The sequence below is a fragment of the Chelativorans alearensis genome, from assembly GCF_010993735.1.
GTDB classification, from domain to species: Bacteria; Pseudomonadota; Alphaproteobacteria; order Rhizobiales; family Rhizobiaceae; genus Chelativorans; species Chelativorans alearense.
In genome coordinates, this window is the sequence record NZ_WQNI01000022.1 from 1 (window position 1) to 21,598 (window position 21,598).

Annotated in this window: 25 protein-coding genes and 1 pseudogene; 15 read left to right on the forward strand and 11 right to left on the reverse strand. The window is 63.7% G+C overall.

Annotated features, from left to right (window positions below; all coding sequences use genetic code 11):
- Window positions 1-369 (reverse strand): annotated as a pseudogene (locus tag GPJ75_RS25185) (flagellar biosynthetic protein FliO); the annotation flags it as partial.
- Window positions 370-568: 199 nt separating this feature from the next.
- Between GPJ75_RS25185 and cckA the strand changes: the two are divergent.
- Complete coding sequence (gene cckA, locus GPJ75_RS25190) at window positions 569-3,163, forward strand: cell cycle histidine kinase CckA (protein WP_163272600.1); 2,595 nt, start codon at window positions 569-571, stop codon at window positions 3,161-3,163.
- 54 nt (window positions 3,164-3,217) lie between these two features.
- On the opposite strand, the gene pncB is transcribed toward cckA, so the two are convergent.
- The gene (gene pncB / locus GPJ75_RS25195; RefSeq protein WP_163272766.1) at window positions 3,218-4,522 is read right to left on the reverse strand and encodes a nicotinate phosphoribosyltransferase; all 1,305 of its coding nucleotides are present in this window, start codon (window positions 4,520-4,522) and stop codon (window positions 3,218-3,220) included.
- A 239-nt stretch (window positions 4,523-4,761) separates the two neighbouring features.
- Here pncB and GPJ75_RS25200 point away from each other — a divergent pair, with 239 nt between their 5' ends.
- The gene (locus GPJ75_RS25200; RefSeq protein ID WP_163272602.1) at window positions 4,762-5,103 is read left to right on the forward strand and encodes a hypothetical protein; all 342 of its coding nucleotides are present in this window, start codon (window positions 4,762-4,764) and stop codon (window positions 5,101-5,103) included.
- Window positions 5,104-5,230: 127 nt separating this feature from the next.
- Here the strand turns inward: GPJ75_RS25200 and GPJ75_RS25205 are convergent, their stop codons facing one another.
- On the reverse strand, window positions 5,231-5,467 hold the full coding sequence (locus GPJ75_RS25205; protein WP_163272604.1) for a hypothetical protein: 237 nt from the start codon (window positions 5,465-5,467) through the stop codon (window positions 5,231-5,233).
- A gap of 242 nt (window positions 5,468-5,709) precedes the next feature.
- Between GPJ75_RS25205 and GPJ75_RS25210 the strand changes: the two genes are divergently transcribed.
- A complete protein-coding gene (locus GPJ75_RS25210) occupies window positions 5,710-6,000 on the forward strand; it encodes a hypothetical protein (protein ID WP_163272606.1) in 291 nt (96 codons plus the stop codon).
- On the opposite strand, the gene GPJ75_RS25215 is transcribed toward GPJ75_RS25210, so the two are convergent.
- Window positions 5,997-7,529, reverse strand: coding sequence for an acyl-CoA carboxylase subunit beta (locus tag GPJ75_RS25215; RefSeq protein WP_163272608.1), 1,533 nt, complete (start codon window positions 7,527-7,529; stop codon window positions 5,997-5,999). The genes GPJ75_RS25210 and GPJ75_RS25215 overlap by 4 nt on opposite strands.
- A 93-nt stretch (window positions 7,530-7,622) precedes the next feature.
- Entirely contained in the window at window positions 7,623-8,063 is a 441-nt protein-coding gene (locus GPJ75_RS25220) for a VOC family protein (protein ID WP_163272610.1), read from the reverse strand.
- Window positions 8,064-8,288: 225 nt separating this feature from the next.
- Here GPJ75_RS25220 and GPJ75_RS25225 point away from each other — a divergent pair, with 225 nt between their 5' ends.
- The 6 genes from GPJ75_RS25225 (at window position 8,289) to GPJ75_RS25250 (ending at window position 12,405) form a co-directional block, all read left to right on the forward strand.
- On the forward strand, window positions 8,289-8,885 hold the full coding sequence (locus GPJ75_RS25225) for a cold-shock protein (RefSeq protein ID WP_163272612.1): 597 nt from the start codon (window positions 8,289-8,291) through the stop codon (window positions 8,883-8,885).
- A 145-nt stretch (window positions 8,886-9,030) separates the two neighbouring features.
- Entirely contained in the window at window positions 9,031-9,504 is a 474-nt protein-coding gene (locus GPJ75_RS25230; protein WP_163272615.1) for a DUF192 domain-containing protein, read from the forward strand.
- Between the two features lie 24 nt (window positions 9,505-9,528).
- On the forward strand, window positions 9,529-10,284 hold the full coding sequence (locus GPJ75_RS25235) for an alpha/beta fold hydrolase (protein ID WP_163272617.1): 756 nt from the start codon (window positions 9,529-9,531) through the stop codon (window positions 10,282-10,284).
- Window positions 10,281-11,150, forward strand: coding sequence for an alpha/beta fold hydrolase (locus GPJ75_RS25240; protein WP_163272619.1), 870 nt, complete (start codon window positions 10,281-10,283; stop codon window positions 11,148-11,150). The genes GPJ75_RS25235 and GPJ75_RS25240 overlap by 4 nt, the downstream gene beginning before the upstream one ends.
- Before the next feature lie 111 nt (window positions 11,151-11,261).
- Window positions 11,262-12,080 carry a serine O-acetyltransferase gene (gene cysE, locus GPJ75_RS25245; RefSeq protein WP_163272621.1) on the forward strand — a complete coding sequence of 273 codons (819 nt, stop codon included), beginning with the start codon at window positions 11,262-11,264 and terminating at the stop codon, window positions 12,078-12,080.
- Between the two features lie 115 nt (window positions 12,081-12,195).
- The gene (locus GPJ75_RS25250) at window positions 12,196-12,405 is read left to right on the forward strand and encodes a DUF3126 family protein (protein ID WP_159591833.1); all 210 of its coding nucleotides are present in this window, start codon (window positions 12,196-12,198) and stop codon (window positions 12,403-12,405) included.
- A gap of 18 nt (window positions 12,406-12,423) precedes the next feature.
- Here the strand turns inward: GPJ75_RS25250 and GPJ75_RS25255 are convergent, their stop codons facing one another.
- Complete coding sequence (locus tag GPJ75_RS25255) at window positions 12,424-13,161, reverse strand: hypothetical protein (RefSeq protein WP_246249276.1); 738 nt, start codon at window positions 13,159-13,161, stop codon at window positions 12,424-12,426.
- A 149-nt stretch (window positions 13,162-13,310) separates the two neighbouring features.
- Here GPJ75_RS25255 and GPJ75_RS25260 point away from each other — a divergent pair, with 149 nt between their 5' ends.
- Window positions 13,311-13,838 (forward strand): gamma carbonic anhydrase family protein, encoded by a 528-nt coding sequence (locus GPJ75_RS25260; RefSeq protein ID WP_163272623.1) that lies wholly within the window; start codon window positions 13,311-13,313, stop codon window positions 13,836-13,838.
- Window positions 13,839-13,943: 105 nt separating this feature from the next.
- Here the strand turns inward: GPJ75_RS25260 and GPJ75_RS25265 are convergent, their stop codons facing one another.
- The 3 genes from GPJ75_RS25265 to GPJ75_RS25275 all read right to left on the reverse strand — a co-directional run bounded on the left by GPJ75_RS25265 (window position 13,944) and on the right by GPJ75_RS25275 (window position 16,223).
- Entirely contained in the window at window positions 13,944-14,558 is a 615-nt protein-coding gene (locus GPJ75_RS25265) for a transglutaminase-like cysteine peptidase (protein ID WP_163272625.1), read from the reverse strand.
- Between the two features lie 274 nt (window positions 14,559-14,832).
- The gene (locus tag GPJ75_RS25270; protein ID WP_163272770.1) at window positions 14,833-15,438 is read right to left on the reverse strand and encodes a PilZ domain-containing protein; all 606 of its coding nucleotides are present in this window, start codon (window positions 15,436-15,438) and stop codon (window positions 14,833-14,835) included.
- 149 nt (window positions 15,439-15,587) lie between these two features.
- Window positions 15,588-16,223 (reverse strand): PAS domain-containing protein, encoded by a 636-nt coding sequence (locus GPJ75_RS25275; protein WP_163272627.1) that lies wholly within the window; start codon window positions 16,221-16,223, stop codon window positions 15,588-15,590.
- A 336-nt stretch (window positions 16,224-16,559) separates the two neighbouring features.
- Between GPJ75_RS25275 and GPJ75_RS25280 the strand changes: the two genes are divergently transcribed.
- Window positions 16,560-17,285 (forward strand): rhomboid family intramembrane serine protease, encoded by a 726-nt coding sequence (locus tag GPJ75_RS25280; protein ID WP_163272629.1) that lies wholly within the window; start codon window positions 16,560-16,562, stop codon window positions 17,283-17,285.
- A 94-nt stretch (window positions 17,286-17,379) separates the two neighbouring features.
- A complete protein-coding gene (locus tag GPJ75_RS25285) occupies window positions 17,380-17,811 on the forward strand; it encodes a CBS domain-containing protein (RefSeq protein WP_163272631.1) in 432 nt (143 codons plus the stop codon).
- A gap of 36 nt (window positions 17,812-17,847) precedes the next feature.
- On the opposite strand, the gene GPJ75_RS25290 is transcribed toward GPJ75_RS25285, so the two are convergent.
- Window positions 17,848-18,105 (reverse strand): YjhX family toxin, encoded by a 258-nt coding sequence (locus tag GPJ75_RS25290; protein WP_163272633.1) that lies wholly within the window; start codon window positions 18,103-18,105, stop codon window positions 17,848-17,850.
- Between the two features lie 309 nt (window positions 18,106-18,414).
- Between GPJ75_RS25290 and gatB the strand changes: the two genes are divergently transcribed.
- From gatB to GPJ75_RS25305, 3 genes are all read left to right on the forward strand, one after another.
- Window positions 18,415-19,917 (forward strand): Asp-tRNA(Asn)/Glu-tRNA(Gln) amidotransferase subunit GatB, encoded by a 1,503-nt coding sequence (gene gatB, locus GPJ75_RS25295; RefSeq protein ID WP_163272635.1) that lies wholly within the window; start codon window positions 18,415-18,417, stop codon window positions 19,915-19,917.
- A gap of 94 nt (window positions 19,918-20,011) precedes the next feature.
- Window positions 20,012-20,410 carry an NADH:ubiquinone oxidoreductase subunit NDUFA12 gene (locus GPJ75_RS25300; RefSeq protein WP_163272638.1) on the forward strand — a complete coding sequence of 133 codons (399 nt, stop codon included), beginning with the start codon at window positions 20,012-20,014 and terminating at the stop codon, window positions 20,408-20,410.
- Between the two features lie 89 nt (window positions 20,411-20,499).
- Window positions 20,500-20,919, forward strand: coding sequence for a DUF2155 domain-containing protein (locus GPJ75_RS25305; RefSeq protein WP_246249277.1), 420 nt, complete (start codon window positions 20,500-20,502; stop codon window positions 20,917-20,919).
- A gap of 64 nt (window positions 20,920-20,983) precedes the next feature.
- Here the strand turns inward: GPJ75_RS25305 and aat are convergent, their stop codons facing one another.
- Entirely contained in the window at window positions 20,984-21,595 is a 612-nt protein-coding gene (aat, locus tag GPJ75_RS25310; protein ID WP_163272642.1) for a leucyl/phenylalanyl-tRNA--protein transferase, read from the reverse strand.
- Window positions 21,596-21,598: the final 3 nt, after the last annotated feature.

Consider the following 21,598-nt stretch of genomic DNA (forward strand, 5'->3'; position numbering starts at 1 on the left):
CGCGGCCGGCTGCACGGAAGGCGCAACCGCCTCCCGGCGCGGCGGCCGCGGCAGCGCGGCGGGCTCGGCTTCGCGGGCGCCGATCCGCGGCTCGACCACAAGGTCGCTCGGGCCGCCGATCAGAATCAGGTGCTCTACGTCGTCGCGGCGCACCAGCACCAGCCGCCGCTGGCTGTCGACCGCCGTCGCATCGACCACGGCAAGGCGCGGCAGCCTGTTGCGCCCGCCGGCGACGAAGGTGCCGGAGGCGCGGCTGCGCGCCATGCGCACGACGATGAGGACGACCGCGAGCAGGATGAGTGCGGCAAGGGTCCACAATATCGCCGTGGCATAGTTTTCCCCCGCCAGACCTGCCAGCCATTCGCCCATGATCGCACTCCATGCCAAGTTTCCGTCAGGGAAGCCAAACTAGGCGTCGAGATGCAGCCCGGCAAGGTTGAATCGGCCACCCGCCGGGATCGTCGAGACCCTGCCCGTTACCGTTGCCGACCTTGCGCATGCCTCTGGCCCTGATATATGGCGGGGGACCATGGGGCCGCTTGCAGTCGGCGCGACGGGCAGGAAACGGATGGCCAAAATCAGTGGCGGCGAAATAGACACGGCACCCATCATCGACCAGGGCGCGCGCCCCGGCGTGATTACGCGGCTCATCATCTTCATCCTCGTTTTGACCGGATCGGCGCTGGTCTTCGCGCTTTTCCAGGAAAGGCTCGGCGAGGGTTTTCTCCTTGGCGTCCTCGGTGTCATGGCCATGATCGGGGTGGGCTATCTGTTCGCCAGCGCAATCGGCTTTATCCAGATAGCCCCGCGTTCCACCGGGGATGAGCTGTCCCGCTCCTTCATCGATTCCATGGCCGAGGGCCTGCTGGTCACCAACACCAGGGGCAACATCCTCTATGCCAACCGCGCCTATGCCGCGCTCACCGGCGCCACTTCGGCCACCGATGTGAAGACCGTCGAGGCGCTTTTGTCCGACAATCCGGAAGCCGCGCCCGTGATCGAGCGGCTGGCGGCAGGCTTGCGCGACGGGTTGCCGGGCGACGGCGAATTTCGTCTTTCCCGGCCGATCCGCCCCGGCGGCGAACCCGGCGCCCGCTGGTACCGCGCCTGGGCGCGCGTCTTCAAGGTGCCTGGCCACCGCAAACCGCTATCTGCCTGGCTTCTTACCGACATTTCCGACGAGCGCGCCGAGCAGGAGCGCTTCTTCCTCGACCTGCAGAAGGCGATCGACCATCTAGACCATGCGCCGGCTGGCTTCTTTGCCGCGGACGCCGACGGCCGCCTCACCTACCTCAATGCCACACTGGCCGAATGGTTGGGCATCGACCTGGCCAATTTCGTGCCCGGTGCCTTGAGCCTGCCCGACATCGTCGCCGGCGACGGCATGGCGCTCATCCAGGCCGTCAAGGCTGAGCACGGCACGACACGCAACGCCGTCATCGATCTCGATCTCGCCACCGTGCGCGGCGAGGCGCTGCCCGTGCGCTTCATGCACCGGGTGACGGCCACCCGCGAGGGGTTGCCCGGTCCCACCCGCACCATTGTGCTCAACCGCACGCTCGGCGAGGACGCCTCGGCCGATCTGCGCGCCTCCGAGGTGCGCTTCACCCGCTTCTTCAATTCCACCCCCATGGCGATCGCCAGCGTCGACCATGACGGCCGCATCCTGCGCACCAACGCGCCCTTCCTGTCGCTATTCTCCAGCGCCGTCGACCGCGACGCCGTCGACCGGCGCATCCGCCTCGATACCGTCATGCACGACCGCGACCGCGAGGCGTTCGCCATGGCGCTGGAAAAGGCCAAGCAGCGCCAGGCCGACATCGCCCCCATCGACACGGTGCTGCCCGGCGACGAGGAGCGCCACATGCGCTTCTACGTCAACGCCGTGGCCGACCCGGGCGGTGGAGAGGGGGCGGAGGAGGCGGCCATCGTCTACGCCGTGGAGACCACCGAGCAGAAGGCGCTCGAGGCGCAGATGGCGCAAAGCCAGAAGATGCAGGCCGTCGGCCAGCTCGCCGGCGGCATCGCGCACGACTTCAACAACGTGCTCACCGCCATCATCATGGCGTCCGACCTGCTTTTGACGAACCACCGCCCGTCCGACCCGTCCTTTCCGGACATCATGAACATCAAGCAGAACGCCAACCGCGCCGCCTCGCTTGTGCGCCAGTTGCTCGCGTTCTCGCGCCGCCAGACCCTGCGTCCCGAGGTCCTGAACCTCACCGACGTGCTGGCGGACCTGCGCATGCTGCTCTCACGCCTTGTCGGCAACGACATCAAGCTCGACATCGAGCACGGCCGCGACCTGTGGCCGGTGAAGGCCGATATCGGCCAGTTCGAGCAGGTGGTGGTGAACCTTGCCGTCAACGCCCGCGACGCCATGCCCGACGGCGGCACGCTCACCGTGCGCACGCGCAACGTCCCCGCCGAGGAGTGCTCCGGCTTTGCTTATCGCGCGCTGGCGCCGGCCGACTATGTGGTGGTCGAGGTGGAGGACACCGGCACCGGTATTCCGCCGGAAGCGCAGAAGAAGATATTCGAGCCTTTCTTCACCACCAAGGAGGTGGGGAAGGGCACGGGGCTGGGCCTGTCGATGGTCTACGGCATCGTCAAGCAGACGGGCGGCTTCATCTTCTGCGATTCGGAAGTCGGCAGGGGAACGACGTTCCACATCTTCCTGCCACGGCATGTACCGGGTGCAGCCGAGGTTGAGGCCGCGCGGTCTGCGTTGGCCAACGGCGTGGCCGAGGCGGCCCATAGAGCCAAGCAGGAGACCCGCGACCTTTCCGGCTCCGCGCGCGTGCTCCTGGTGGAGGACGAGGATGCCGTGCGCATGGGCAGCGTGCGCGCGCTCTCCTCACGCGGCTATGAGGTGCACGAGGCAAGCTCGGGCACGGAGGCCCTGGAGATCTTCAACGAACTCGACGGCAAGATCGATATCGTCGTCTCCGACGTCGTCATGCCGGAGATGGACGGACCGACGCTTCTGGGCGAATTGCGCAAGGTCCAGCCCGACATCAAGTTCATCTTCGTCTCCGGCTATGCCGAAGACGCCTTCGCCAAGAACCTGCCTTCCGACGCCATCTTTGGCTTCCTGCCAAAACCGTTTTCGCTCAAGCAGTTGGCGACGGTTGTGAAGGAGATGCTGGAGGGGGAGGGGTAAGACGCGCGGAACTCGCCTGGCCGCACGCCAGCTCCACGCCCCAGGCAACCCGCTTCAAACCGTCACCGGCCGCCGCACGCGTTCTTCGCTGCCGAATATCTCCAGATACCGCTTTATCGCCTGCGGATCGCCGGTCGCTTTCTCCGGATTGTCCGAAAGCTTTACGGCTGGCCTTCCGTTCGCCTCGCTCACCTTGCAAACCATGGAAATGGCCTTGAGGCTGTCGATCTCCTTCGGCGCGCAGTCCTCGAAGTCGTTGGTAAGGTTGGTGCCCCAGCCGAACGCCATGCGCACGCGGCCCTTGAAATGGCGGTGCGTCCGCTCGATGGTGTCGACGTCCAGCCCATCGGAAAAGATCAGGAGCTTCTCGCGCGGGTCCTGGCCGCGCTCCTTCCACCACGAGATGATGCGTTCGCCGCCCTCGATGGGCGGCGCGCTGTCTGGGCGAAAGCCGGTCCAGCCGGCCACCCAGTCGGGTGCCGCGCGCAGGAAGGCTTCGGTGCCAAAGGTGTCCGGCAGAACGATCAGGAGGTTGCCGCCGTAATAGCTCTGCCAGTCCTCGAGCACCCGGTAGGGCGCAGCCTTCAGGTCTTCTTCCGTATCGGTCAGCGCCGCCAGCACCATGGGCAATTCGTGCGCGTTGGTGCCCAGCGCCTCAAGGTCCGTATCCATTGCCAGAAGCACGTTGGAGGTGCCGGTAAATGCCTCGCCGATGCCCTCCTTCAACGCTTCCACGCACCAGCGCTGCCACAGGAAGGAGTGGCGCCGCCTGGTGCCGAAATCGGAGATGCGGATATCGGGATACCGCTTCAGCCGCTCCACTTTCGACCATACCTTGGCCTTGGCGCGGGCATAGAGCACGTCGAGCGCGAAGGGGCCGAGCGAGCGCATGGCGGCGCGCGAGCGCAATTCGTTGATGATGGCGAGCGCCGGGATCTCCCACATGGTGGTTTCCACCCAGCGCCCGTGGAAGTGCAGCTCGAACTGGCCGTTGTGGCGCCGAAGCTCGTATTCGGGGAGGCGGAAATCGGCGAGCCAGGCGAGGAAATCGGGCTGGAAGATCTGCTTGCGGCCATAGAAAGTGTTGCCGGCGAGCCAGATCATCTCCTTTTTCGTGAAGCGGATGGTGCGCGCATGGTCGAGCTGCTCGCGCAATTCCCCCTCGTCGATCTCGGCCGCAAGCTGCACCCGCTTGTTGCGGTTCATCAACGAGAAGGTGGCGTTCACGTCCGGGTAGAGGCCGCGGATCATCTGCAGCATCAAGAGCTTGTAGAAATCCGTGTCCAAAAGGCTGCGGCAGATCGGGTCGAGCTTCCAGGTGTGGTTGTAGACCCGGCGCGCGAGGTCGGTCTTCGTCATGCTAGCCATTATATCGCCACCGTCCGCTCCGCGTGATCTGCCCGGAACCCACACCGCCGGGGCGAAAATGTCAATGACACGCGGCGGCAGGGAATGCTTTTGTGCCGCAATGGAACGATCAAGAAGGTACAGGCGTTATGTCGCCACGAGTCCAGGAATCATGTTAGGCTTTACTAATAAAAGATTAACCATGCCGGAGGAGACTGATCCTGGGAGGAACAACCTCTTGAGGAATGGCCATGAACGGCTCACTCTCGCCCCTCCTGTCCCGCGGCTTTGCCGCAACGCTGCTGCTGCCCCTAACGCTTCCCGCCGTATCCGGTTCTAGCTTCGCGCACCAAGCCAAGTCCGGCTGGGCATATCCCTACGCCTGTTGCTCCAACCAGGACTGCCGCGAGATACCGGCCAAACTGGTGTCGGAACGGCCTGAGGGCTATGTCATCAACCCGACCGGCGAGGTGGTTGCCTATACCGACCGGCGCATAAAGCAATCGCCCGACGGGGTCTATCACTGGTGCTCCGTCGCCGGTGAGGACACCTCGCGCACCATCTGCCTTTTCGTGCCGCCGAAGCTTTTCTAGAGCAATTCCAGGAAAAGTGAGCACCGGTTTTCCGTCTGGAATTGTGTAAAATCAAAAGGTTAGTTCATTTCACCGTTTCTATAAAACGGCGAAACGATCCAGAGCGGGCGGTACGGCGCACCGCACGTCAGGCGTCATCCTGCGGCAGGCCTGCCGCGCCATTGCTTATGACGCCGAAATCCTGCGATTTCGTGCCCGCCGCCACTTTGAGGAATCCTCCCGACAGCAAGCCCCGCCGCAACAACTCCCGCACCGCCGCGGCTCTGCTTGGCATGCGCTTTTCGAATCTGAAATCTTCCAGCGCCTGTAGCTCTTCAAGGCTCAGCATGATTTGCAGGCGTTCCGGTCGCTCGAGTGCAGACAAGGCTCACCTCCATCAGAAATGGTCGTTGTCGCTGATAAGGGAGCGAAGTATGCGGGGACACCGATCAGTTAGTCAAGAACGCGTAATGAGTAATTGGCGTCGTGACAGCCTCATGCTTGATCGAAGCATTGGACTTAATCTACTAACTTATTGAAAATAAAATACAAAATAATTGCGCAAAATGCCATATAGTCCTATTCTGTCCGATGCTCATCACAGATGCGGCGGGCAGCGGGAAGATCATGGCCAGGCGGTTTTCGGACGAGCTACTGTTGGAACTTCACTCGGCGGTGAAACGTGCATTACGTCGCGAAGGCACGGTCAACGTACCGGCCGTTGCCTCGGAGATAAGGGACCGCCATGCGGTTGAGGATATCAGCCTGGCAGAAATCGAAGCGCAGGTGATGGCGACGGCGCTGGCGATGGGCGCCGCAATCTTCTTTCAAGCCCCTGTGGGCACAACAAGAAAGAGGCGTGCCAAGCCCGGGCGGGCACGACCGCTCAAATCCGCCCCCCCGAAAAACCAAGCTTAAAGCGGGATGTTGTCGTGCTTCTTCCAGGGATTGCTCAAATCCTTATCGCGCAGCATGCGTAGCGCGCGCGCCACGCGGCGGCGCGTCGAATGGGGCATGATCACCTCGTCCACATAGCCGCGCTCGGCGGCCACGAAGGGCGAGAGAAACCGGTCCTCGTACATCTTCGTATGCGCGGCGATCTTCTCGGCATCGTCGATGTCCTTGCGGAAAATGATCTCGACCGCGCCCTTGGCCCCCATCACGGCGATCTGCGCTGTCGGCCAGGCATAATTGATGTCGCCGCGCAGATGCTTCGAAGCCATCACGTCATAGGCCCCGCCGAATGCCTTGCGCGTGATCACCGTCACCTTCGGCACCGTCGCCTCGCCATAGGCGAACAGGAGCTTCGCCCCGTGCTTGATGAGCCCGCCATATTCCTGGCCGGTGCCCGGCAGGAAGCCCGGAACGTCGACGAAGGTGACCAGCGGAATGCTGAAACAATCGCAGAAGCGCACAAAGCGCGCCGCCTTGCGTGAAGCATCGGCATCGAGCACGCCTGCAAGCACCGTGGGCTGGTTGGCGACAAAGCCGACGGTACGCCCTTCCACGCGCCCGAACCCGGTGACGATGTTTTTCGCAAACCCCTCCTGGATCTCGAAAAAATCGCCTTCGTCCGCCGTCTTCAGGATCAGCTCCCGGATATCGTAGGGCTTGTTGGCATTAGCCGGCACGAGCCGGTCCAGCGAATAGTCGGGCTCCTCGACATCGTCGTGAAAGTCGATCTCGGGGATTTCGCTCGTGTTGGAGGCGGGCAGGAAATCGACCAGCCTGCGCATCTGCAAGAGCGCTTCGATGTCGTTGTCGTAGGCGCCGTCGGCGATGGAGGACTTGGTGGTGTGGATATGCGCCCCGCCTAGCTCTTCCGCCGTCACCGTTTCGTTGGTGACAGTCTTCACCACATCCGGTCCCGTCACGAACATATAGGAGGTGCCGCGCACCATGAAAATGAAGTCCGTCATGGCCGGCGAATAGACGTCGCCGCCCGCGCACGGCCCCATGATGACGGAAATTTGTGGAATGACGCCGGAGGCCAAAACATTGCGTTGGAATATCTCGGCATAACCGCCGAGAGCCGCGACGCCCTCCTGGATGCGCGCACCTCCGGCATCGTAGAAGCCGACGATCGGCGCCCGGTTCTTCAGCGCCATATCCTGGATCTTCATCACCTTTTCGGCATGCGCCTGCGACAGCGAACCGCCGAAGACGGTGAAATCCTTGGCGAAGACGAAGACGGTCCGGCCGTTCACGGTGCCCCAGCCGGTAACCACCCCGTCGCTGTAGAACTTCGTCTTCTCCATTCCGAAGTCGGTGGAGCGATGCTCGACGAACATGTCGAACTCCTCGAAGGAGTCCTCATCGAGAAAGACTTCCAGTCGCTCGCGAGCCGTCAGCTTGCCCTTCGCATGCTGGTGGTCGACACGCTTCTTGCCGCCGCCGGCGCGAGCGGCCTCGCGCCGCCGCTCAAGCTCCTTGAGAACCTCTTTCATGCTCCTCCCTCGGAGTAAGGCAGTAAGAGCTGGCGAAACTGCCACCGCCTCGTTGCCTTACTGCCTATTCCACTACTGCTTCATTTCACGCACTCACCACGCGCCGGTGTTCTCCATCGACGCCCACGGCTCGGCCTTCGCCTTCGCCTCTCCCTTCTGCAGAAGCTCGATGGAGATGCCGTCGGGCGAGCGCACGAATGCCATGCGGCCGTCGCGCGGCGGGCGGTTGATCGTCACTCCGCCGTCCATCAGGCGCTGGCAGGTGTCGTAGATATCGTCCACCTCATAGGCGAGGTGGCCGAAATTGCGTCCGCCCTGGTAATTCTCCGGATCCCAGTTGTAGGTGAGTTCCACAAGCGGCGCCTGGGTTCGCTCGGCCAGATCCATATCGTCGGGAGCGGCCAGGAAGACGAGCGTGTAGCGGCCCTTCTCGTTCTCCGAGCGCCGCTTTTCCACCAGTCCGAGCTTGTTGCAGTAGAAATCGAGGGATTCGTCGATGTCGCGGACGCGGACCATGGTGTGCAGATAGCGCATTCTTCAATTCCCTTCCTGTCTGACAGGGGCCGAACATAGGGCGCGGGCGGCGCGCCGGGCAATGGCCAAATGATGAAGCAGCCGTTTATGGCACGATCACAACGGGCCGCTCTTATACCCGGGTGCTGTTGAAAATCCCCGCGCAGGTCTTGCTAAGGCGTGAACAACCGATGCTATCCTCCTCGGACAGAATCAGTCCAGCGGACTTGAGGGAAGGCAAAGCGCATGGAGGATAATTCCTCGACGACACGAGGGCTTGCCGGTAAGGAAAGGGCCCGGGGGGCGGGCAATTCTGAAGAAACGTCGGACCTCATCGAGGTGTCCGGCGCAATCAAGTGGTTCGATGTGGCCAAGGGATTCGGCTTCATCCTGCCCGACGGCCCGAATATAGGCGACGTGCTCCTGCATGTGTCCTGCCTCAGGCGCGACGGTTTCCAGACCGCGCTCAGCGGCGCGCGGGTCGTCTGTCTGGCCCGCCAGGGGGAAAGGGGCCTCCAGGCCTTCCAGATCCTGTCCATGGACACCTCGACCGCCGTTCATCCGGCCGAGGACCAAGCCCAGCGCACCCATGTCACGGTGACACCCGAAAGCGGGCTGGAGCGGGCCCTGGTGAAGTGGTTCAACCGCACGAAAGGCTTCGGCTTCCTCACGCGCGGGGAGGGAACGGAGGACATTTTCATCCATATGGAGACCCTGCGCCGCTATGGCATCACCGAGTTGCGCCCCGGCCAGGTGGTGCTCGTGCGGTACGGGCGCGGCGAGAAAGGCCTTATGGCCGCCGAAGTTCATCCGGATATGGGCACGTTGCCGGTCGCCCACTAGTGGTCTGCCCCAAACAGATGGTACCCATCTGTCTGGAGAAGTCAGCCCACAAGCTATTAATCTGGTGGGGCGACTTGTCCTGACAGATGGTTACCATCTGTCAGGATCGCACCACTAAGCCGGCTGCCCCTGCCCGGAGGTTTCCATGCGTTACATCCTGTCGTTTCTCCTGGTGCTCGCGTTTCACCTCGGTGCCGCGCAGGCACAGGAGCCGATGCTGCTTCCCGTCCACCCGGATCCGCTGGTGGCCGAGACGGCGAACGGCGAGAAGCGTTTTGCCGTCGAAGTTGCCGACACCGACGAAAAGCGCGCCCGCGGCCTGATGTTCCGCCAGTCCATGAGCGACGACCACGGCATGCTCTTCGTCTTCGAGAGAAGCCGCCAGCTTGGCTTCTGGATGCAGAACACGCCCATGCCGCTCGACCTCCTCTTCATAGGCGAGGACGGCAAGGTGAGGGCGGTCGAAGAGGGCGTGCCGTTCTCGACCGACAGCATCGCGCCACGGGTCGCCGCGCAGTTTGTGCTTGAACTGAAAGCGGGAACCGCGCAGAAAGCCGGGATTGAGATCGGCGATCGTCTCCGCCACCCGCTCATAGACGCGGTCGCTGGCGACGGCTGAGGCGGCAAGGGCTTTGCGGGGCGCATGCAGTTCTTCTCCCACGACGGCTTCGACATCGGCTTCATCGACGAGGGGGAGGGCGATCCCGTCCTTCTCATCCACGGCTTCGCATCCACCCATTTCGTCAACTGGGTCGCGACCGGTTGGGTGAAGACCCTGCGCGAGGCCGGCTACCGCGTCGCCGCCTTCGACAACCGCGGCCACGGCCGCTCCACCAAAAGCCACGACCGGGAAGCTTACACGCCGGAAAAGATGGCATCCGACGCTGCGGCGCTGCTCGATCATCTCGGCATCGCCCGTGCCCACGTCATGGGCTATTCGATGGGCGCCCGCATCGCCGCCTTCCTGGCTCTCGCCAACCCAGAGCGCGTTGCCACCGTCGTTTTCGGGGGCCTGGGCATCGGCATGATCGAGGGCGTCGGCGAGTGGGACGTCATCGCCGAGGCGCTGCTCGCCGAAGACCCCGCCACCATCCCCCACGAGCGTGGCCGCATGTTCCGCGCCTTCGCCGACCAGACGGAGAGCGACCGTAGGGCGCTCGCCGCCTGCATATCCACCTCGCGCACGCTCCTTACCCCGGACGATGTCGCGAAGATCGCCCAGCCCGCGCTCGTCGCCGTCGGCACCAGGGACGACATCGCCGGGGCGCCCGAGCCGCTCGCCGAAATGCTCCCCCGCGGCGAGGCCTTCGCCATCGAGCGCCGCGACCATATGCTGTCGGTTGGCGATCGCACCTTCAAGGCGCGGGTTCTCGATTTCCTGAAGGAACATCCCTTGTGAGCGCTCCGCGGGAGATCGCCTTCACCGGCGCCGAGGATAACCGCCTCGCCGCCACGCTGTGGGACGGCGGCGGCCATCCGGTCATCTTCCTGCACGGCGGTGGCCAGACACGGCGAGCATGGGACGCCACTGCCCGCAGCATAGCCGAACGCGGCATGCGGGCGATCACCGTCGACCAGCGCGGCCACGGCGAAAGCGCCTGGGTGACGAGCGGCAACTACACTTTCGCCCATTTCGCTCAAGACATGGCCGCTGTTGCCCGCCAGGTGGCCGAACGTTTCCATGCGCGCCCCTCCGCCGTCGGCGCCTCGCTCGGCGGACTGGCCTCGCTCGCCGCCCAGACCGACGATGAAAACCTTCTTGAATCCCTCGTCCTGGTCGACATCACCCCGCGCATGGACCCGGAAGGCGTCGCTCGTATCCAGGGCTTCATGGGCGCCCGCATGGAGGAGGGGTTTTCGAGCCTGGAAGAAGCCGCCGACGCCATCGCCGCCTATCTGCCGCATCGCCGCCGGCCAGGTTCGCTCTCGGGCCTGCGCAAGAACCTGCGCCTCGACGCCGACGGCCGCTACCGCTGGCACTGGGATCCGGCCTTCATCAAGGGTGTGCAGAACATCAACGTCGGCTCTGCGGCACTGATGCAGGCGCTTTTCGACGCGCTGCCCCGCCTCATGCTTCCTGTCCTTCTCGTGCGCGGCGTCCAGTCGGAGCTCGTCCACGAGGCCTATGCCCGCGAATTCGTTGAGCGCACGCCTTCCGCCTCCTATGTCGATGTCGGTGGCGCCGGCCATATGGTCGCCGGCGACCGCAACGACGTCTTCTCCCGCGCCGTCCTCGACTTCCTCACCGGCGACAAGGCGGCTTGAGCCGGTGATCAATTCTCCTTGACCAATGTTCAAGCATTTTGCGGTTCAATCGGCCGCACTTGTGCCTTATGTTGGCCAGCCTGAAAGCACCCGCAGCAGGGGAGAAATCTCATGACGGTCAGAAACGCCGTACGCACCGATGCGCCACAGCACGTCGACCCCATCTGGTCCGAGGTCCGCGCCGAGGCGAAAGCCGCCGTCGACAACGATCCCCTGTTGGCCGCATTCCTCTATGCCACGGTGCTCAATCACGCCACGCTGGAGGACGCCGTCATCCACCGGGTCGCAGAGCGGCTCGACCATCCGGACCTCGGCGCCGACCTCATCCGCCAGACCTTCCAGTCCATGTGGGAGGACGAGCCGGACTGGAGCGCGGTCGTGCGCGTCGACATCCAGGCCTATTATGACCGCGACCCAGCCTGCGACCGCTTCATCATGCCAGTGCTCTATTTCAAGGGTTTCCACGCCATCCAGACGCACCGTCTCGCCCACTGGCTGTGGCGGAAGGGGCGCCGCGACTTCGCGCTCTACCTGCAAAGCCGCTCCTCCGCCGTCTTCCAGACGGACATCAACCCGGCGGCGAAGATCGGCAAGGGCATCTTCCTCGACCATGCGACGGGGCTTGTCGTCGGAGAAACCGCGGAGGTCGAGGACAACGTCTCTATCCTGCAGGGTGTGACCCTCGGCGGCACTGGCAAGGAGATGGGCGACCGCCATCCAAAGATCCGCCACGGCGTTCTGATCGGCGCCGGCGCCAAGATCCTCGGCAACATCGAGATCGGCCATTGCACGAAGGTCGCCGCCGGCTCGGTCGTGGTCAAGCCCGTGCCGCCCAACAAGACCGTCGCCGGCGTGCCCGCGCGCATCATCGGCGAAGCCGGCTGCGAAGAGCCGTCGCGCGCCATGGACCAGCTCTTGCGGCAGGAATAGGCAGCCCTTCGGGCGATCCTTTCGGCTTCCCCTTTACCGCTTTAAGGGTTTACAGTCGCGTCGCCGCCATGCCAGAAGCGCGGGCGTCCACCCGAACAGCCAGCGGAGAAGTTTGTTGAAGCCGGAAGAGATCAGAAAGCTCGACGCCTATTTCAAGCGCACCTTCAATAACCCGACCTTGAGCGTCAAGGCGCGCCCTCGCAAGGAGGATTCCTGCGAGCTTTATGTCGGCGACGAGTTTCTCGGCATCATTTTCCGGGACGAGGATGAGGGCGAGCTGTCCTACAATTTCTCGATGGCCATTCTCGACATCGACCTGGAGTAGAGGCGGCCGGCGCTGCCTTTAGTCGCCCGTCTGCAACAACGCTTCCGCCTTCGCCAGCACCGCCTTGTCCAGCCTCCGCCACTCGCCCAGCAGCACTTCGGGAAAGCGATAGACAAGGCTGAGACCGTCACCGAAATTGATGTCCCTCTCGCAAGGCGCCAGCGACTGCGTGGCCATCGCGCCGGAGAGGCACCGGGCCACGAACGGCGCCTCCGGCTCCCGCGCGCCGACAACGAGAACCTCGTCCACGAACCCTGCTTCTTCCTTGAAGCCATGGAGCTTGAGGCCGGCCGGTCCGTTCCGCGCGCCGGGCGTGAGAAGGTGGCGGTAGATCGGCTCCAGCCGCCCGCTCATGTCACGCGAGAAGGCACGCGGCTCGAACGATACGAAGACGATCGACCGCCTCTCGCTCGCATGGTTGAAATCGTCCTCGGCCGCAAGCGCATAGCCTTCCATCTCGGGCCAGCGCAGGTAAAGGTCGAGCCGGCTCTGGACACCGTCCCTGCGCATCCGTTCGAAGCGGATGGTATTCTCCGGCACGAGGAAGACATTGTTGCCGACGACGATCTCACGCTCCTGCCGGGAAACGGTATGGCCACCCGGCGCAATAGTGCGGCCCAGCCACTTTCCGCCAACCCCGATGGCCAACGAGAGGAGCGCGAGCGCCAGGAGGGCGTAAAGCAGGCGGGAGAGCGGGGCCGCGCGGCGCGGCGCAATGTCGGCGAAGCCGGGAAACGTTGATGACCGAACCTGCAAAAGGAACCTCCTGAAGAAACGTGAAAACCATTGCGGAGTTACGGTAAACGACAGGTAAAGAAGACTGCCGCTTACCTTCCCTGCGGGCTTGCAGGAAACGCTGAGCCGGCCTTATCCTCCCGCCGCCCCCCACAGGAGACCCGCGCCCCATGCCGATCTACGCGCTCGATGGAAAAAGCCCCGAATTCACGGACGAGCAAAGCGGCTGGGTGGCGCCCGATGCGAAGCTCATCGGCCAGCTTCACATCGGCCGCAATGTGGGCATCTGGTTCGGCGCCGTGCTGCGCGGCGACAACGAGCCGATCCTCATCGGCGATGACACGAACGTGCAGGAGCACACGGTCATGCACACGGATATGGGCTTTCCGCTTACCGTCGGGCGCGGCTGCACCATCGGCCACAGGGCCATCCTGCACGGCTGCACCATCGGCGACAACACGTTGATCGGCATGGGCGCCATCGTGCTCAACGGGGCGCGGATCGGCAACGACTGTCTCGTCGGCGCCGGCGCGCTGGTGACCGAAGGCAAGATCTTCCCCGATCGTTCGCTGATCGTCGGTGCGCCGGCAAGGGCCGTGCGCGAGATCGACGACGAAACGGCGGCCATGCTGCGCGCCTCCGCCGCCCACTACGTCGAAAACGCCAGGCGCTTCCGCCGCGGTCTTACTCCCGCCTGATCCGTCCACCTTATCAAAAAAGCGGAGCCGGCCCCGGGGAGGGCCGGCTCCTAACCCGGTCGTTGGGGACGGGGAGGTGGGGACTCGACCGGGTTTCCCTGATGTTCAGCGGTTGGACGAAACGCTGCCGACGGCCACGGCGCGCCCGTCATGAATGGAGATCCACTGGCCCGCATGGCGCGGCGACTGGCGCTTCAGATATTGATAGTCGGTTTCCGACCAGGCGAGGACGCGCGGCTCCAGATTGTCGAGAATGAAGTCGCCCATGTCCGTGGCGACCGTGAGAACCGCGTGGCCGTCACCGTTCGGCTGGCGCACCACCGTGATGAGCAGGTTGGCCGCCGGCACGCCCGCTTCCATGAGGAGCCGGCGCTTTTCCAGCACGTAGTCCTCGCAATCCCCATAAAGGTCGGGATAGGACCAATGCTCCTCAATGCCCCACAGTTCCATGTCGGTACGCGGGACGACTGAGCCGTTGACCGCATTGTTGACCTCGATCAGCGTTGCCCACAGCGCACGCGTCAGTTCCACCGGTGCGGCATTGAACGCCGTACGGCTGCACTCCGCCGGCTGCCGCTGACAGAATTCATAATGGCCGACCGGCTGCGTAGCCCGCCCACCGATGGGCATGACGTCGGAAGCTGCCTCGGCGCCGCCCGTCAGAGAAGCAAGCAACACCGCCGCGACCGCCAGAAGCGGAACCCGTTTTGTCGTTACCATTGTTCGTCTCCCCGTTCGGAGAGACAATGGCAGGTTCCGATTTATTCCGCGCAAAGACTGGAAGTATAAATAAGTTCAAATTTTCATTTTTGCGGTAACGTTCAAAGTATAAAATCAAAGCAATTATTTATACCGGACGTTAAGCATGAACGTCCGTCTGCCCTCCGTGATTGGGAGAAGGAAGGAGAGGGTTTTTCGAGAGACCGCGACGGTGCGACCGCGCGGAACGGGTATGAACTGAGCTTGCTCTGCTGACCGAAACCGGCGGAAATCCTCAGTTCGAGAATTTGGCCTTGAGCGCGTTCTGCTCCTGGACGACGGCGAACTCGATAGCGATGCCGTCGTCGAAGTGGCGCACTACCCGGCTGCGCATGGCGGCGAGGAAGACCTCCGCGCCGATCTCCGGCTTGACCTCGATCTCGAGCGCCGCACCCGATAAAGAAAGATCGACGATGCGGCACGAATGCTCGCTCCCGTCGGGGAGGCGCAAGGCGTTGATCGGATTGCGCGGTGTGATGCGCTCGTGCCGGCGGTCTTCCGGCAAATCCAGCTCGTGCCTGTTGGCAAGCCAGGTAAGCTGCGCGGCGAGCTTGTCGCGCTTCCTCTCCGAGGCCGTGATGGTCATCGCGAAGCCGTCGTCCAGAAGGCGCGTGATGCGGCCTTCAATGCGGCCGATATGGTCGAGATAGGCGACCACCCGCTCACCCGGGCGGCCGGACCGCTCGGCGATCAGTGCCGCATTGCCCGGCGACATCTCTGTGACCCGGCAGGGATACTCGGAGCGGTCCTGCAGCATATAGCGGCCGTAAACCGTCACTTTCACGCGCTGAAAGTCTCTTCTTTCGGCACCTGGGGAGATCGGGTTTGTCGCCGCGGGCATCGTCATCGCTTTCGCCTTTCCGGCCGCCCGAGAGGCAAGTCGGCCGATAACGCCAAAGACGCTATGCCTTAAGTGTTAATAACGGGTAAGGCGGGCGGGCAGCGCCGTACGTGGTTTAGAGCACACGAAGGACGCAAGAGGATTTAAGTCTACACATCGTGCTTTCCGCCCTGAAAGACCACGAGGTGGCGGATGCGCCGCCCACCGTCGTCCAACCGTGACGACAACGCGTCGCCTTCGGGCGATAGCGGGGGAACCGGCACCGAGGGCCTGTTCTTCAATAGCCGCGGCTCATGGTCGGGGTCGGTCAGGCGAAAGCTTTCGACGCGGTTTTCGATGATCGGGTCGGCGCCCAGCCAGAACGGGCTCATCAGCGGCTGCACTGCGCCCAGCGCGCGCACGCTCTGGCGGCCGCCCTCGAGCGGCAGGACGATGAGCTCGAAACTGTTGATACGGCCATCACGGCTCAAGCCCTCGAAGGCGATCAGGGCCACCGCCTTTTCATCCAGCGCATGGCGCACGAGGCGGTCGACCGCCGGCTGGTCCCTTTCGCTCCATAGCGAGACGAAGGAATATCCCTTGAGCTCCTTGCCGTAGGTCGCGCACAGCCGCGTACCGGCGAGGCGGAAGACCGGTGTGGCGCGCGCGTCGCGTTCCAGAATGAATGTATCGGGCAGGAGCGCCTTGATGTCGGCCGGCTCTATTTCGCTGCGCCGTGGGGCGGGGCGGTTGCCGCGCAGCCTGTTCCAATATTGGAACAGCGCCATCGATCCGTCCTGGTTCATGCCTACCGGTCCATCTTGAAGTTTCGTTCCTGTCCCAAAGGAGGACAGGAGCAGCGCTCCGATCCCCTACATGGCTCAAGATGCAGGTGCCATGCCAGCCTTGAGACGGGTTGTGCACGGGAAGGATTTATTAGGGTTAACAAATAGTTGACGCCGCGGAAGCCGGGAGGAAGGACGCCGGGAAAGCCGAAAAGAGGAATAAGTGGCACGCCGCTTGCAACGCATATCGCGGGTGGGGACTCGGCCGGGAGCCGTCCAGCGGAAACGTTGGGCGGCTTCTGTTTTCCGCTCATCTCTGTTACCGCACATTCGAACCCATTTACCGAAGCGGGACGCATGGACGACGGCACCAAGCCCATCGACGCCGAAACGGAGGACCGGCAAGAGCCGCGCCGCCGCGAGCCGATCTTCAACCTGGCCGCGGTCGTAACCGCGCTCATCGGTATCTGCATCGCCATCCATCTCGTTCGGGCCTTCGTGCTTACCCAGCAGGAGGACCTGCTCGTAGTCGTGCGTTTCGCCTTCCTGCCGCTGCGCTACACGGGCGGCTATCCGCTCGATGTCTATGCGCTCGTCAGCCCGTTCACCTACGCCTTCCTGCACGGCGGCGTAGCGCATCTGGCGGTCAACATGATCTGGCTCGCCGCCTTCGGCTCACCGCTGGCCAACCGCATCGGCACGGTGCGCTTCCTGCTCTTGTGGGGTGCGACGGCGCTTGCCGCCGTCTTCCTGCATTTCCTCCTCCACCCTTACGACGCGGCCCCTCTGGTCGGCGCGTCGGGGGCGGTGTCGGGCATGATGGGGGCCGCGGCGCGATTCGCCTTTCGCATCGACCGCAGTGCCGGAAGGCCTGGCTTCCTTGGACCCGTCCTGCCGCTCTCGCTGGTGTTACGCTCGCGCATGACGGTGGTCTTCCTGGCGGTCTGGTTCGCGGTCAACCTGATCGTCGGTCTCGGCTCGGGCACCGGCGGCGCGCCGCGAATCGCCTGGGAGGCGCATATCGGCGGCTTTCTTGTCGGATTCTTCGCCATCGGCCTTTTCGACCGTCGTGCGGTGGGATGATCCTGGCTCTTGCAAACTGCGTCAGGTCGTCGCAACATCCTTTCCCGCAGGAGTCTTTTGGGGCGTGGGCTGCTGCTGCAAGAGGAGGATGCCCATGACGGTGAAAGCCATTTTGGACAGTAAGGGCCGCGATGTTGTGACCATCGCCGCCGATAAGACGCTGGGCGAGGCCGCTGCCTTGCTTGCCGATCGCGGCATCGGCGCGATCGTGGTCAAGTCCGGCGACGACCGCATCAGCGGCATTCTTTCCGAACGCGACATCGTGCGCGTCATCGCCGGTGAGGGCCCGGGCGCTCTGAAAAAGCCCGTATCGGCGGTGATGACGGCGCGCGTCAAGGTCTGCCGCGAGGATCACACGGTTACCGAAGTGATGCAGATCATGACCGAGGGGCGCTTCCGCCATCTGCCGGTGGAAAAGGACGGCCGGCTTGCCGGCATTGTCTCCATCGGCGACGTGGTGAAGCGCCGCATCCAGGAGGTCGAGCGCGAGGCGGAGGAGATCCGCACCTACATCGCCACAGCCTGAAGGTTGGAGACCGCCATTGCGGCGGTCTCCCTGCGTTCAACGATTGTTCAACTCGGCACGCACGAGCTCCAGCCCACGCCGCGTGATGCGGTAGGGGCCGCCATTCGCGGAGGCGATGGCGCGCTTGCGCTTGATCTTGCGGAAAAGCACGAGATCGAGACCGGGGAAACACCACCCGTCGCGGGTGATACAGTCGAGCGTGACGATGCGGCCTTTCTCGTTCTTTTCGATGTCGATACGGCCACCCTGCGCCAATATGTGAAGGATGCGCTGTTCCGCGCGGGAGATGTCCATTTTTCAGAGATCCTGGGAAAACCTGCAGGCGCCAACGCGCCAGCAACAATCGCCGCGCCGCGAACGGCACGGGGTTCAAGGTTTTCGCGCCCTGGCCCGTTCAGGCACAGGGCGTCAGCAGGTCTCCAGATTGGTAGACATCAAAACTCCGTATGCGGGGAGGTCCCATAGCGCAGGAGACGGCTGAAATAAAGCCTCCGCTTGCCTCGCACATGGTATTGGTCTAGCGAAGGCCGTGTATCTTCAAAAGCATCATTGGTGCCTATAAAGATACATCCTTCACCCCTTCGCAAACTGACTTCACGGCCCATGACCATCATCGACACGCGCACGCCTGACCCCAAGCGCTTCATTCCCGGAGCAACCGGCGATTGGGAAATCATCGTTGGCATGGAGATCCACGCCCAGGTGACCTCGCGCGCCAAGCTCTTCTCCGGCGCATCGACGGCTTTCGGCGCGGAGCCCAATTCCAACGTCAGCCTCGTCGATGCGGCTATGCCCGGCATGCTGCCCGTCATCAACGAGGAGTGCGTGAAGCAGGCGATCCGCACCGGCCTGGGCTTGAAGGCGCAGATCAAGCACCGCTCGGTCTTCGACCGCAAGAACTACTTTTATCCGGACCTGCCGCAGGGCTACCAGATCTCCCAGTACAAGCAGCCCATCGTCGGCGAGGGGATCGTCATCGTCTCCGTCGGCCCGGCCAAGGACGGCAGCTTCGAGGAGATCGAGGTGGGCATCGAGCGCCTGCACCTGGAGCAGGATGCGGGAAAGTCCCTGCACGACCAGCACCCGACCATGTCGTATGTCGATTTGAACCGCTCCGGCGTGGCGCTGATGGAGATCGTCTCGAAACCGGACATCCGCTCCGCCGACGAGGCCAAGGCCTTCCTCACCAAGCTCAGAACCATCCTGCGCTACCTCGGCACCTGCGACGGCAACATGGACGAGGGCTCCATGCGCGCCGACGTCAACGTCTCCGTGCGCCGCCCGGGCGAGCCCTTCGGCACGCGCTGCGAGATCAAGAACGTCAACTCCATCCGCTTCGTCGGCCAGGCCATCGAATCGGAGGCCCGGCGCCAGATCGCCATTCTCGAGGACGGCGGCAGCATCGACCAGGAAACCCGGCTCTTCGATCCCGGAAAGGGCGAGACCCGCTCCATGCGCTCCAAGGAAGAGGCGCACGACTACCGCTATTTCCCCGACCCGGACCTTGTGCCACTTGAGTTCGACCAGGCCTACGTGGACGCGCTCGTCGCCGGGCTGCCGGAGCTGCCGGACGAGAAGAAGGCGCGCTTCATCGAAAGCTTCGGCCTGTCCGAATACGATGCATCCGTCCTCGTCTCGGAAAAGGCCGTCGCCGACTATTTCGAGAAGGTGGCCGCGGGGCGCGACGGCAAGGCCGCGGCGAACTGGGTTATCAACGACCTCTTGGGCGCCTTGAACAAGGCCGGCAAAGGCATTGAAGAGACACCGGTTTCGCCGGATCAGCTCGGCGCCGTCATCGACTTGATCAAGGACGGCACCATCTCAGGCAAGATCGCCAAGGATCTGTTCGAGATCGTCTGGAACGAGGGCGGCGACCCGAATGCCATCGTCGAAGAGCGCGGCATGAAACAGGTCACCGACACCGGCGCCATCGAAAAGGCCGTCGACGAGGTGATCGCTGCCAACCCCGACAAGGTGGAGCAGGCCAAGGCCAAGCCGTCGCTGGCCGGCTGGTTCGTCGGCCAGGTGATGAAGGCCACCGGCGGCAAGGCCAACCCGCAGGCCGTGAATGCGCTGGTGAAGGCGAAGCTAGGCATCGAAGAGTAGGGCGGCGAAACCGCGCGAGGGCCTTGCCTTCGTCCCGCTTCGCCGCCATAAGGCGGACATCCGGCCATCACCCGCGCTGCCCACGAGGAGAGCGATGAAAAAATTTCTGCTTCAGTTCTTCACCTGGTGGAACGGTGCGACGCTGAACACGCGCTTCCACACCTGGCGCAAGGGCAGCCGCGTGGGCGAGGACGAGTTCGGAAACGTCTACTACGAGGGCGGTACCGATTCGGAAGGCCGCACACGCCGCTGGGTGATCTACAACGGCTATTCGGAAGCCTCCATCGTGCCGCCCGGCTGGCACGGCTGGCTGCACCACAAGGTGGACACGGCGCCGGTAGCCGAGAACTACGCCCCGCGCGAATGGCAGAAGCCGCATCTGCCGAACCTGACCGGCACGCCGGCCGCCTACCGGCCGCGCGGCTCGGTGCTGACCAAGGAGGAGCGGCCGCGCGTCACCGGCGACTACGACGCCTGGACGCCGGGCGGCTGAACCTGTTTTCTCGCCACATTTGCGCAATAGGCCCAATGGCGATTTTACGAAAGCCGAAGCGGAACCGCTTGAGGGTGGGGTCGAGAAGAATGATGCGAGCGCGTTGGTTGTCGCCTACTGGACTTGCAGTTGCCGTCTGCGCCCTTGCCGGGCTTGCCGGCGAGGCGCAGGCGGAGCGGATCAAGAATCCCGTCGCCGAGTTCTCCGGCATAGACAAGATCACCGGCCGCATCATCAGCTTCGACGTCTATATGGACGAAACGGTGCAGTTCGGCGCCCTGCAGGTCACGCCGCGCGTGTGCTACAGTTCGCCGGAGACGGAGGAGCCGAAGACGGATGCCTTCGTCGAGGTGGACGAGATCACCCTCGACCGCCAAATCCAGCGCATCTTCAGCGGCTGGATGTTCGCCGAGAGCCCGGGGCTGAATGCGGTGGAGCATGCCGTCTACGACGTCTGGCTGAAGGCCTGCAAGCGGGAATCAGACGTGCCGCCGCCCGAGACGAATTGAGGACTGTCGAGGCTCGTGGCGAGGCGGCCGATCATGCGTGCTTCCGCAGCCAGTCCGTCCCGTATCAAAACGCCACATCCCCCTCCAGCGCCTCCGCCAGGAGGCGTTCGTAGTGTCGGCGGGGTAGGTCGACGGCGCCGAAGCGTTTCAGGTGCGGCGTGGTGAACTGGGTGTCGAGGAGCACGAAGCCGCGCGCGTTCAGCCGGTCCACGAGGTGTACGAGGCAGACCTTGGAGGCGTTGGCCTCCCGCGAGAACATGCTCTCACCGAAGAAGGCGCGCCCCAGGGTCACGCCGTAGAGACCGCCGGAAAGCCGCCCCTCGCGCCAGGCCTCGACCGTGTGGCAATGCCCGCGCTCGAAGAGCGCGGTGTAGGCCTCGCGGATAGGTGCGTTGATCCAGGTATCCTGCCGGTCCGCGCTGGGCTCCGCGCAAGCCGCGATGACGCCCGAAAAGTCAAAATCGTACCGGATTTCATAAGGTTCCTGGCGCATGACCTTCTTCAGGCTGCGCGGTACATGGAACTTGTCGAGCGGGATCACCCCGCGCGTTTCCGGCCGAACCCAGAAGACCTCCGGATCGTCGGCATGCTCGGCCATGGGGAAGACGCCCGTCGCGTAGGCGCGCAGGAGCAAATCCGGAGGGATGCGATAGCCGGGCGCGAAGGGGCGCGTCATCGC